The sequence below is a fragment of the Dokdonella soli genome (assembly GCF_039523175.1).
In the GTDB taxonomy this organism is placed as follows: Bacteria; Pseudomonadota; Gammaproteobacteria; order Xanthomonadales; family Rhodanobacteraceae; genus Dokdonella_A; species Dokdonella_A soli.
In genome coordinates, this window is the sequence record NZ_BAAAEU010000006.1 from 65,832 (window position 1) to 77,098 (window position 11,267).

The 11,267-nt window shown below is 68.4% G+C and carries 10 protein-coding genes; 5 read left to right on the forward strand and 5 right to left on the reverse strand.

All coding sequences use genetic code 11. The annotated features are described in order from the left end of the window. The first annotated feature begins 6 nt into the window (after nt 1-6). Nucleotides 7-1,134 (forward strand): anhydro-N-acetylmuramic acid kinase, encoded by a 1,128-nt coding sequence (locus ABD002_RS06000; RefSeq protein WP_343788186.1) that lies wholly within the window; start codon nt 7-9, stop codon nt 1,132-1,134. Here ABD002_RS06000 and ABD002_RS06005 read toward each other — a convergent pair. Further along, on the reverse strand, nt 1,101-2,399 hold the full coding sequence (locus tag ABD002_RS06005) for an AmpG family muropeptide MFS transporter (RefSeq protein WP_343788188.1): 1,299 nt from the start codon (nt 2,397-2,399) through the stop codon (nt 1,101-1,103). The two genes, ABD002_RS06000 and ABD002_RS06005, sit on opposite strands and share 34 nt — an antisense overlap. A 13-nt stretch (nt 2,400-2,412) precedes the next feature. Continuing rightward, nucleotides 2,413-3,216, reverse strand: coding sequence for an exodeoxyribonuclease III (locus ABD002_RS06010; RefSeq protein ID WP_343788190.1), 804 nt, complete (start codon nt 3,214-3,216; stop codon nt 2,413-2,415). A gap of 243 nt (nt 3,217-3,459) precedes the next feature. On the opposite strand from ABD002_RS06010, the gene pyrE reads away from it, so the two are divergent. Next, the gene (pyrE, locus tag ABD002_RS06015) at nt 3,460-4,101 is read left to right on the forward strand and encodes an orotate phosphoribosyltransferase (RefSeq protein ID WP_343788192.1); all 642 of its coding nucleotides are present in this window, start codon (nt 3,460-3,462) and stop codon (nt 4,099-4,101) included. Further along, the gene (locus ABD002_RS06020; RefSeq protein WP_343788194.1) at nt 4,098-4,829 is read left to right on the forward strand and encodes a DUF4124 domain-containing protein; all 732 of its coding nucleotides are present in this window, start codon (nt 4,098-4,100) and stop codon (nt 4,827-4,829) included. The genes pyrE and ABD002_RS06020 overlap by 4 nt, the downstream gene beginning before the upstream one ends. Before the next feature lie 61 nt (nt 4,830-4,890). On the opposite strand, the gene ABD002_RS06025 is transcribed toward ABD002_RS06020, so the two are convergent. From ABD002_RS06025 to coaBC, 3 genes are read right to left on the reverse strand one after another with little or no spacing between them, the layout of a single operon-like run. Then, on the reverse strand, nt 4,891-7,317 hold the full coding sequence (locus tag ABD002_RS06025) for a phosphomannomutase/phosphoglucomutase (protein ID WP_343788196.1): 2,427 nt from the start codon (nt 7,315-7,317) through the stop codon (nt 4,891-4,893). Between the two features lie 12 nt (nt 7,318-7,329). Further along, nucleotides 7,330-7,827 (reverse strand): dUTP diphosphatase, encoded by a 498-nt coding sequence (gene dut, locus ABD002_RS06030; RefSeq protein WP_343788198.1) that lies wholly within the window; start codon nt 7,825-7,827, stop codon nt 7,330-7,332. Next, entirely contained in the window at nt 7,824-9,041 is a 1,218-nt protein-coding gene (gene coaBC / locus ABD002_RS06035; RefSeq protein ID WP_343788200.1) for a bifunctional phosphopantothenoylcysteine decarboxylase/phosphopantothenate--cysteine ligase CoaBC, read from the reverse strand. The genes dut and coaBC overlap by 4 nt, the downstream gene beginning before the upstream one ends. A gap of 164 nt (nt 9,042-9,205) precedes the next feature. Here coaBC and radC point away from each other — a divergent pair, with 164 nt between their 5' ends. Together radC and ABD002_RS06045 are read left to right on the forward strand one after the other, a co-directional pair. Beyond that, a complete protein-coding gene (radC, locus tag ABD002_RS06040; protein ID WP_343788202.1) occupies nt 9,206-9,868 on the forward strand; it encodes a RadC family protein in 663 nt (220 codons plus the stop codon). A gap of 192 nt (nt 9,869-10,060) precedes the next feature. Then, the gene (locus ABD002_RS06045) at nt 10,061-11,125 is read left to right on the forward strand and encodes a hypothetical protein (protein WP_343788204.1); all 1,065 of its coding nucleotides are present in this window, start codon (nt 10,061-10,063) and stop codon (nt 11,123-11,125) included. Nucleotides 11,126-11,267: the final 142 nt, after the last annotated feature.

Genomic DNA, 11,267 nt, shown 5'->3' on the forward strand with positions numbered 1-11,267 from the left:
CCTGGCGTGGCGGCCAGCGCGTCGCTCTATCTCGGCCTGATCTCCGGTACCAGCGCGGACGGCATCGACGCGGCGCTGGTGCGCTTCGAGCCGCGGCTGCAGGTCATCGCGGCGCAGACGATGCCCTATCCCGACTCCTTGCGCGAACGCGTGCTCGCGCTGGCGACCAGCCGTGCGGCGATCACGCTGGACGACTACGGGCGACTCGACGTCGAGATCGGCGAACATTTCGCGGATACCGCGCAGGCGCTGCTACGCGCAGCCGGAATCGGTCCGTCCGCCGTCTCCGCGATCGGCTCGCACGGCCAGACCGTGCGTCATCGGCCGCATGGCGCGCTTCCGTTCACCCTGCAGATCGGCGATCCGAGCGTGATCGCCGAGCGCACCGGCATCCTCACCGTCGCGGATTTTCGCCGCGCCGATCTGGCCGCCGGCGGCCAAGGCGCACCGCTGCTGCCTGCCCTGCATGCAGCGGTGTTCGCCGACCCGGCGGTTCCGCGCGCAATCCTCAACCTTGGCGGCATTGCGAATGTCACCGTGCTCTGCGCCAGCCACGACGTGCTCGGCTTCGACACCGGCCCGGCGAACTGCCTGCTCGACGCCTGGGCCGCGCGCCATCTGGGCACGCCGCGCGACGACAACGGCGCCTGGGCGCGCAGCGGACGGGTCGATACGACGCTGCTTGCACGCTGGCTGGACGATCCGTATTTCGCGGCCGTGCCGCCGAAAAGCACCGGTCGTGAAGTTTTCAATCTCGACTGGCTCGATGCGCGGCTGCCGGCGGGCCTTGCGCCAGCCGACGTGCAGGCCACCCTGCTGGCGCTCAGTGCGCGCAGCATCGTCGATGCGCTGCGCGCGCACGGCCGCGGCGCGCGCGAGGTCTATGCCTGCGGCGGCGGCGTGCACAATCCGATGCTGATGGATGCGCTGCGCAGCGAACTCCCGGACGTGCGCGTCGACACCACGGCGATGCTCGGCCTCGATCCCGACTATGTCGAGGCGGCCGGTTTCGCCTGGCTCGCGCGCGCGCGCCTCAGCGGCGAACCCGGCAACCTGCCGGCCGTGACCGGCGCGCGCGGTCCGCGCCTGCTCGGCGCGGTCTATCCGGCGCCTTCCTTACCGACGTCGCGGTAGCGCGGCCACAGCCAGATCAGCAGCACGGTCGCCGGAACCAGCGCGAGCACGGTGATCACGAAGTAAGCCCCGTAACCGACCTGCATCGCGATCCCGCCGGCGAAGATGCCGAGCACCTTGCCCGGCAGGTTCACCAGCGAACTCAACAGCGCGTACTGCGTTGCCGTGTGCTCGCGATTGACCAATGCGGACAGGAACGCGACCGTCGGCGGCCCGAGCATGCCGAGCGTGAAGTTCTCGGCCGAGATCACCACCGTCAGCATCCACGGGTTGCCCGGAAACGCGATCAGCAACAGGTAGAGAAGGTTGCAACTGCCGCACAGAACGACCATCGCGCACAGCGGTCGCCACGGCCCCCAGCGCACGACCATCGCACCGCCGACAAAGGCGCCCACGATGCCGATCCAGATGCCATAGACCTTCGTGATCGCACCGATCTGCGTCTTGCTGAAGCCCATGTCGAGGTAGAACGGGCCCATGATGCCGCCGATCGTCGCCTGCTCCGGAATCTTGAACAGCAGCAGGAACGCGAGCGTCGCCAATGCCAGCACGACGCCGTAGCGGCGGAAGAAATCCGCGAACGGATCGGCGACCGCGTAGCGCATCGCCTCGCGCCAGTCCGCCGGCAACCGGTGCGACGCAACCGGTTCCCGTGCATACAGGTTGGCTGCGATCGGAATCAGCATCAACGCCGCGAGCGCCAGATAGACCAGATTCCAGCGAACATGGTCGGCGAGGATCAAGGCGAATGCGCCGGCCGCCATCAGCGCGATGCGATAGCCGAGCGAATATGTCGCCACCAGCGCGCCCTGCTGGTTCGGCGGTGCGATCTCGATGCGCCACGCATCGACCGCAATGTCCTGCGTCGCACCGAAGAAGGCGGCGGCGACGGTCGCAACGATGAAGAACGGAAGCTGCGCCGGGGTCAGCAGCGCCATCGCGACGAGCCCCGCGATCACGCCGAGCTGCGCCAGCAGCAGCCAGCCGCGACGCTGGCCGAGGCGCGCGAAACCCGGCGCCTGCCAGTGGTCGAGCAGCGGCGCCCACAGGAACTTGAACACGTACAACATGCCTGCGCTGGCGATGACCGTGATTTCGCTCAGGACGATGCCGTGTTCCTTGAGCCAGTACGCCAGCGTGCCGCCGACGAGCAGGAACGGCAGGCCGGAGGAAAAACCGAACAGGAACATCGTCCACGCGGCTGGCTGAGCGAAGGCCTTCCAGACCGAAGGCCTGGCCGGCTTCGGTTCGGCTGCCGCGGCCACGGCTGCGGGCGCCTCAGGCACGGTAATCGACGACGTAGGGTGCGTGGTCGGAAAAACGGGGCTCGGGATGGATCGAGCAGGCCTTCAACCGTTCGCGCAGGCCCGGCGTGGCGAACTGGTAGTCGATACGCCAGCCGACGTTGTTCGCGCGCGCGGCGCCGCGATTGCTCCACCAGGTGTAGTCCTGGCCTTGCGGATGCAACGCGCGGTAGGTGTCGACCCAGCCCTTTTTCGCGGGCGGCGTGCCGTCGCTGCCATCGTCGGCGCCCATCTGAGCATTCAGCCACGCGCGTTCGGGCGGCAGGCAGCCGGAATTCTTCTGGTTCGAGCTCCAGTTCTTGATGTCCAGGCGGCTGCGCACGATGTTCCAGTCGCCGCACAGCACGTACTCGCGGCCGCTGGCGAGCCAACCATCGAGCACGGGCTTGAGCCAGTCCATGACCTCGAACTTGAAGCCTTGGCGCTCCTCCCCCGAAGTTCCGGACGGGATATAGAACGACACCACGCTGAGGTTGCCATAGCGCGCCTCGATGTAGCGGCCTTCGTCGTCGAATGGCGCCCAGCCGAGTGCGGTGCGCACTTCGTCCGGCTCGCGCTTCGAATAGATCGCGACGCCGCTGTAGCCCTTCTTGGTCGTCGCGTCACGATAGAAGCAGTGATGGCCGTCCGGACGGAACATCGGATCGGTGAGCTGGTCCTCCTGCGCCTTGGTTTCCTGCAGGCAGACCACGTCGGCCTTCTGCTGGCGCAGCCAGTCGAAGAAACCCTTGTTCGCTGCGGAGCGGACGCCGTTCGCGTTGAAGCTGATGATTTTCACGGGGAGTGGGGAATCGGGAATTGGGGAATCAATGCAAGCCTACCCGAAGCGGCCCGCTTGAAGTCGTCATTCCGGCGAACACTGGAACCCGGTGTCCGCAGAACGCTCGCGACTTCCGCGACAACGGCGGGAACTGCATAATCCGGTTCCCGAATGACTCGCCGCATCCCGCGGCTCGCCCTTCAGGCGAGCTACGCTGTTCGTTCCGGCAATCCTGCCTCCACAGTCCGACTCCCGAATCCCATGCTGCAAAGCCAACGCGCGTTCCTCGATCTCGCCCTCGCCCGCAACGTGCTGCGCTTCGGCGAGTTCACCTTGAAGTCCGGCCGCGTCAGCCCGTACTTCTTCAATGCCGGACTGTTCGATTCCGGTGCCGCGCTGGCGACACTCGGACGCGCCTACGCCGACGCGGCAGCCGCCTCGGGCATCGGTTTCGACATGCTGTTCGGGCCGGCCTACAAGGGCATCGTGCTGGCCGCGATCACCGCGGCCGCGCTCGCCGAGCAGCACGGCCGCGACCTCAAGTTCGCGTACAACCGCAAGGAAGCGAAGGACCATGGCGAGGGCGGCCTGCTGGTCGGCGCGCCACTCCAGGGCCGCGTGCTGATCGTCGACGACGTGATCACCGCAGGCACCGCGATCCGCGAGTCGCTGGCGCTGATCCGCGCCGCCGGCGCGACGCCGGCCGGCGTACTGATCGCGCTGGACCGCGAGGAACGCGGCCAGGGCACGCTCTCGGCCACGCAGGAGCTCAGCGCCGAATACGGCATCCCGACCTTTGCGATCGCGCGGCTGACCGACCTGCTCGCCTACGCGGCCGACAAGCCCGAACTCGCCGGTCATCGGCAGCACCTGACCGAGTATCGGACGCGCTACGGGGTATGAACCGGCGCCCAGCGCACGGGCGCGTGCCTCGCCTATACTCGGGCCGGGAGGTACCTGCCATGCGTTGTTCGTCGCCGCGCGTTTCGTTGCCACATTTGCTCGCCGCCCTACTGGCCGCCGGCTCGGCGGGCGGCACCCTTGCCGCCAGCGAGCTGGACCACAACCGCTTCAAGTGGCACGACGCCGGTGGCAACCTGCATTACAGCGACGCGCTTCCTCCCGAAGCCGCAAAGCTCGGCTACGAGGTGGTCAGCCCGCAGGGCATCGTCATCAAGCGCGTCGAGCGCGCCAAGACCGCCGAGGAACTGGCCGCCTCGAAAGCCGAGCTCGCAAAGGCGAAGGCCGAGCGCGACCAGGTGGACGAGCACGCCCGCGCGGATGCGCGGATGCTCTCCGGCTATCCGACCGAAGCCGACCTCAAGCGCTCGCAGCAGCAGAAGCTCGAGATGCTCAACCAGCAGATCGTGGCGGCGCAAATCAGCCTGCGCAGCCAGGAACAGACGCTGGCCGACCTGCTCGGACGCGCCGCAGATGCTGAGCGTGCCAACAAGGCGCTGCCGGACCCGGAAGCGCGCCAGCTCGCAGCGATGCGCAAGCAGGTCGACGACCAGCGCCTCGCGGTCGAGCGCCGCCAGTACGAGCGTGACACCGCGCTGTCCCAGTTCGAAGGCGAGACAACGCGCTACCGCGAGCTCAAGGCGAAGCTCGTCGAGCCCCACCAGCAGTAGCAGAGGTACCGCAGACGGCAGGGACGCCGAGACGACTGCAGCGCTCTATCCCGTCCCCGGCTCAGAACGGCAGCGGCAGCGACGGATCGAGCGCCGCGAACTGCGCGCGGAACACGTCCTGGATGCGCTTGAGCGCCTGCGAGTTGTCAGCGTCGAAACGCAGCACCAGCACCGGCGTCGTGTTCGACGCGCGCACCAGGCCCCAGCCGTCCGGCCAATCTGCGCGCACGCCGTCGATCGTGGTCAGGCGCGCGCCCTCGAACGTCGCCTTCTGCCGGAACATGTCGATGAAGTGATAGTGCTCGCCCTCGCGCATCGGAATCTTGAGTTCCGGCGTCGACACGCCCTTCGGCAGGGTGTCGAAGATCTGCTGCGGGGTGCGCTGCTCGACGTCACTGGCCAGGATCTCCATCAGCCGCGCGGCGGCGTAGATGCCGTCGTCGAAACCGTACCAGCGCTCGCCAAAGAAAAAATGGCCGCTCATCTCGCCGGCCATCGCGGCCTCGGTCTCGCGCATCTTCGCCTTGATCAACGAATGCCCGGTGCGCCACATCAGCGGGCTGCCGCCGTGCTGCAGGATCAGCGGCTGCAGGTGGCCGGTGCATTTCACGTCGTAGATGATCGTCGCACCCGGGTTGCGGGTCAGGATGTCGATCGCGAACAGCATCAGCAGGCGATCCGGGAAGATCACCTCGCCGCTCGCGGTGACCACGCCGAGACGGTCGCCGTCGCCATCGAAGGCCAAGCCGATATCCGCGCCAACCTGCTTCACCGACAGGATCAGGTCCCGCAGGTTGTGCAGGTCCGATGGGTCGGGATGGTGGTTCGGGAAGGTACCGTCGACATCGCAGTAGAGCGGCACGACCTCGCAGCCGATGTCCTCGAGCACGGCCGGCACGAACGCACCCGGGATGCCGTTGCCGCAGTCGACGACGACCTTCAGCTTGCGCTCGATCTGGATGTCGTCGGTGATGCGATGGATGTAGTCGTGGCTCACGTCGATCGTCTGCAAGCCACCCATGCCTTCGACGAACTGATCCTGGGCGATGCGCCGGAACAGGTTCTGGATCGCATCCTCGGACAAGGTCTCGCCGCCGAGCACGATCTTGAAGCCGTTGTAATCCGGCGGATTGTGACTGCCGGTCACCGAGATGCCCGAACCGGTGCGCAGGTGGTAGCCAGCGAAATAGGTGACCGGGGTCGGCGCGGCGCCGATGTCGATCACATCCATGCCGGTCGAGCGCAAGCCCTGGATCAGCGCGGCGACGAGGTCCGGACCGGACAGGCGGCCATCGCGGCCGACCACGATCTCGCGCAGGCCGCGGTCGCGCGCCTCGCTGCCGACCGCGCGTCCGATCAGGCGCGCAACACCGGTAGTCAGCGACTGGCCGACCACGCCACGGATGTCGTAGGCGCGGAAGATGCTCGGATCGACATCGACGGCCTCGTCGTTCGCGGTCTTCTTCGGCGCGGGCGCCACTGCGGCGACCGCCGCCTTCGCGGCGACTGGCATCGGCGCTTCGCCCTGCTGCTTGATGGCCTGGGCCAAGGTGATCTCCTTTTCCTGCGATTTCGAGGGTCCGTGCAGCATCGCCAGTGCGCTGTGCACCCCGACCTGGCGCAACCACAAGGCGACAATGCCGCCGAACAGGCTGAGCACGGCCAGCAGCGCAACCAGGCCGACATTGTGCGGGACGACGATGAAATACTCCGGCTCGCCCTTGCCGATGCGCAGGTTCGATCCGGGGATCGGCTCGCCGAGATCGCCGATCGAATTGCCGCTGTTCGCGCCAATGCTGGCAATCTGCAAGTCGCCGCGACCGCTACCCTGGCGCAGATCCAGGCGCGCGCCGCTGATCGGGGCGCGACGGAAGGTAGCGAGAATCGGCGCGAACGGGAATTCCGCGACCGCGAACGCGACTACCTTGCCGTCGACCGATGCGGGCAGCGCGAGCATCAGCTGGCGGCCCGCCTCCGGCTCGATGCGCGACTCCGCGGGCGGATGCTCGGGGTGTACTTTCGCCAGCATCAGCGCGGCGGCCTTCGCATAGCCTATGGCCTTGAGGTCACCCGACAGCACCTCGTCGAGGTCCGGGCTGAAGAATTCTGCATCGGTGAGGTCAGGCAGCAGCTGCTTCAACGCGCTCCTGGCGGCATCGCGACCGGGTGCGCCTTCCTGCGCCAGCGCCTGTTGCACCGTCGGGTCGGTGAGCGCCTGCTGCACGCGTTCGCTGGCCTGGCGGATCTGCGTGGCGATCGCCGTGATCGCGGTCGCGCGCGCGCTGTCGGCCTCTTCGGTGCCGTGCTGCACGCTCCAGACCAGCCAGCCCTGCCAGGCCAGAAAGCCGCCGAGCGCGAGCAGCAACGTGGCCAGCACGAGCGGCACGAGTACGTGCCAGTCCGGAAGGAACGGCGCCAGCGCCGCGCGCATGCGCGTCGCAGAACCCGCTTTCTTCTGATTGCTGTCGGCCTCGACCATGCGCGTCATCTTCGCCTGCCTTCAATGCCGACCGGAACTGCCAAAGCCGCCGACGCCACGCGCGCTCGGCGCGAATTCGTCGACAACCTCGAACGCGGCGCGTACGACCGGCAGGATGACCAACTGCGCGATGCGTTCGCCCGGCGCGATGGTATAGACCGCGTCGGAACGGTTCCAGCACGAGATCATCAGCGGCCCCTGGTAATCCGCATCGATCAGGCCGACCAGGTTGCCAAGCACGATGCCATGCTTGTGGCCGAGTCCGGAACGCGGCAGGACCACCGCGCATAGGTTCGGATCCTCGATATGGATCGCGACTCCGCTCGGAATCAGCGCACTGGCGCCGGCCTCCAGAGTCAGCGGCGCGTCCAGCATCGCGCGCAGGTCGACGCCGGCGGACGCCTCGGTCGCCGGCGCCGGCAACGGAAATTCCGTGCCGAGCCGCGCATCGAGAATCTTGAGCTGGATCGCGCGATGGACAGCGAAGGGCTGCGAGCCGAGGGCTGAGGGCGGAGTCATGCGTGGGTCCCCGAGCGAGCGGCGCGCAGGTGCGCGATGCGCGCGAGCAGCTGACGCGCCAGTTCGCGCTTGTCTGCGCGTGGCAGTTCCTCGCGGCCGCCGGGCCAGAGCAGCAGCAGGGCATTGTCGCCTCGCTCGAAACCGAGCCCGGCACCGACCTGGTTCGCGGCGATCAGGTCGAGCCGCTTGCGCTCGAGCTTGTCGCGCGCATGCGCCTCCACGTTCTCGGTCTCGGCGGCGAAGCCGACCACGAACGGCCGCGCCGGCAGCGCGGCGACCTCGGCGAGGATGTCCGGGTTCTCGACCAGCGCGAGCTCGAGGGCGGCGCCGCCCTTCTTGAACTTCTGCGGCAGCGCCGCCTGCGGACGGAAATCACCGACCGCCGCGGCTGCGATGAACACGTCATTGCTGGCCGTGCGCGCCAGCACCGCAGCGCGCATCTCGCGCGCACTGCGCACATCGACGCGCTCGACGCCGGCCGGTGTCGCCAGCGCGACCGGACCAGCGACCAGGGTCACCGCTGCGCCGGCGTGCGCCGCCGCTTCCGCGATCGCGAAGCCCATGCGCCCGGAGCTGCGGTTGCCGACGAAACGCACCGGATCAATGTCTTCGTAGGTTGGGCCGGCGCTGACCAGGAAGCGCATGCCCGCCAGTTCGCGCGGACCGCGCGCGGCAACCAGCTCGGCGACCAGTTCGTTCGCCTCGAGCAGGCGTCCGCTGCCGAATTCGCCGCAGGCCTGGCTGCCGGAGGCCGGTCCAAGCACGCGCACGCCGCGCTCGCGCAGCGTGCCGAGGTTCGCCTGGGTCGCCGCATGCGCCCACATCTGCTGGTTCATCGCCGGCGCCAGCGACACCGGTGCGGCCGTCGCGAGGCACAGTGTAGTCAGCAGATCGCCGGCATGGCCGTGTGCGAGCCGCGCGATCAAATCGGCCGAGGCTGGCGCGATCAACACCTCGTCGGCCCAGCGCGCAAGCTCGATATGGCCCATCGCGGCTTCGGCCGACTCGTCCCAGAGGCTGGTCCGCACCGGATGGCCGGACAACGCCTGGAAGGTCAGCGCGGTTACGAAGCGTGCCGCGTTCTCGGTCAGCACGACGCGCACCTCGGCGCCCGCATCGCGCAGCCGGCGCACCAGCTCCGCGGCCTTGTATGCGGCGATACCACCGGAGACGCCGAGCAGCACGCGCACGCCGGCCAGACTTCGATCAGTCATGTAGGAGACCGCGGACAGGAGGATGAGCGCGTAGCTTACTGAAATTCGCGACCGCCGCCGCTCGGGCCCGCACCGGCGGATCGCTAGAGTGTGACCATGAACGCTAACCCGTCCCCGCTGCCTCGTCCTGCCGCGCCTGTCGCCGGCCTGTCTGGCCTCAACCCATGAGCATCCGTGACTGGCCCGACGGCGAACGTCCGCGCGAGAAGTTGCTGGCGCGCGGTGCCGGCGTGCTGTCCGACGCGGAACTGCTCGCGGTTTTCCTCGGCTCCGGCCGGCGCGGCCAGAGTGCGGTCGACCTCGGCCGCGCCCTGCTCGCCGGTGCAGGCGGGCTGAAGCCGCTGCTCGATGCGCCGCAGGACAAGCCCGGCATCGGCACGGTCGCCTGGTGCCGTCTGTGCGCCGCGCTGGAACTCGGGCGCCGCTATCTCGACGCGGAATTACGCAGCGGCGAAACGCTGACCGACCCGGCCGCGAGCGCGCGCTACCTGAAGTCACGCCTGGCTGGCTATCCGTACGAGGTGTTCGGCTGCCTGTTCCTCGACAACCGCCATCGCGTGCTCGCGTTCGAGGAACTGTTCCGCGGCTCCATCGACGGCGCCAGCGTGCATCCGCGCGAAATCGTGCGACGCTGCCTGAGCCACAACGCGGCTGCGGTGATCTTCGCGCACAACCACCCGTCCGGCGTGGCCGAACCGAGCGCGGCCGACCGCAAGATCACGCTGCGCCTGCGCGAGGCGCTCGAACTCATCGATGTCCGCCTGCTCGATCATTTCGTGATCGGCCACGGCACGCCGACCTCGCTCGCGCAGCGCGGCTGGCTGTAATTGCACGGCCTGCATCCAGCGCACGCATCCGGCTGCGCCTTCACGTACGCAGCCCGTGTGCAAGAGCCGCCGCGGCTTGCAAACAAACGGTCGCGGCAAGCTCGTGCATGCCGCGACGGCAGATCCCTATGCCGGAGCGGTTCTGCAAACCGCTCTATACTCGCCGCGGGCCAGGGGTGGAACACCTGATTCGTGATCCTCGAATTCCCGCGCACCTATCCAGCCGACGAGGCCGAACGGCGTCTGCCGGACCTCGCCACGGCGCACGCGCTGCTCGACGAGCGCGCCGCGCCACTGGAAGCGCTGCTCGCGCGCCGCCGTGTGCAGTGGCGCGCATTGACCCCGGACGCAGAAGCCCTCGCACTGCTCGCGCGCACCGAGGACGCGGTGCGCCTCGCCTACGCGCGACTCGCGTTGCGCCACGGCTCTCTCGGCACCGACTTCCACGCCTACCACAACGAGGGTCATATCCTCGAGATCTGCGCTGGCCGCATCGACCGGCTCTGCGACACGCTCGGCGCCGACGGGCTGTCGCTGCGCGACGGCTGCGCGCTGATGCTGTTCGGCGCCGGTCACGACCTGCGTCAGCGCGAAGCGCCGCAGCTGGTCGGCGGGGTCGGTGCGAACGAACGCGCCAGCATCGAGGAAACCCAGCGCATCCTCGATGCGTGCGGCTTTTCGCGCGAGCGCGACGCGGATCTCTACACGGCGACCGAGCTGATGATCGCCGGCAGCACGTTCGACGCGCGGCCGCTGCCGGGCGGCCATCTCTACAACGCGGCCGATCTCGTGCAGAACGGTGGCGCACTGGCGGCCCGGCTCGACCAGACGCTGGACGCGCGGCGACCGGACTGGCGCGCCGATGCCGATCTGCTGCACGCGCGGCAGCTGGCCCTGGTCGCCGCCGATCTGGACACCGCGAATGTCGCCGAGCCGTTTCGGAAGTTCGCGACCACCGCGGAAAACCTGTGCCGCGAGCGCGAGATGCTGAGCGGCCGCTCACTATCCGCCGGCGAAAGCGCACTACCGGTGCTCGGCTTCCTGACCGATGGCCAGGACCGCTTCTTCTTCGAGCTGCACCGTTTCCAGTCCGAGCCCGGCCGCGCCGCGTTTGAAAGCGGCAAACAAGCGAACGCGTCGAAGCTGAAAGCGCTGTGCATGGGCCTGCGCGCGCGGATCGCGGTGCATGGACGGCCGGAGAGTGGTGACCAGGTGATCGCGGCGTACCGTGAAACGCTGGCGGATCTGGTCGACTGAGCGTCCCAACGCGGAGATCGGTGCGTCCCTGCACCCAAGGCGCCGTGCGCATCCCGCACGCCACCCACTCCAAACGAACACCTGCTGCCGCTCTGACGCGAAGCCTGCCGCGCCATGGGAGGCGCGACAGGACGCCACGGTA

Bases quoted from the DNA above. Each gene is read 5' to 3' on its own strand.
- pyrE (WP_343788192.1), top strand. From the start codon at position 3,460: ATGCTGCAAAGCCAACGCGCGTTCCTCGATCTCGCCCTCGCCCGCAAC.
- ABD002_RS06020 (WP_343788194.1), top strand. From the start codon at position 4,098: ATGAACCGGCGCCCAGCGCACGGGCGCGTGCCTCGCCTATACTCGGGC.
- ABD002_RS06025 (WP_343788196.1), bottom strand. From the start codon at position 7,317: ATGACGCGCATGGTCGAGGCCGACAGCAATCAGAAGAAAGCGGGTTCT.
- dut (WP_343788198.1), bottom strand. From the start codon at position 7,827: ATGACTCCGCCCTCAGCCCTCGGCTCGCAGCCCTTCGCTGTCCATCGC.
- coaBC (WP_343788200.1), bottom strand. From the start codon at position 9,041: ATGACTGATCGAAGTCTGGCCGGCGTGCGCGTGCTGCTCGGCGTCTCC.
- radC (WP_343788202.1), top strand. From the start codon at position 9,206: ATGAGCATCCGTGACTGGCCCGACGGCGAACGTCCGCGCGAGAAGTTG.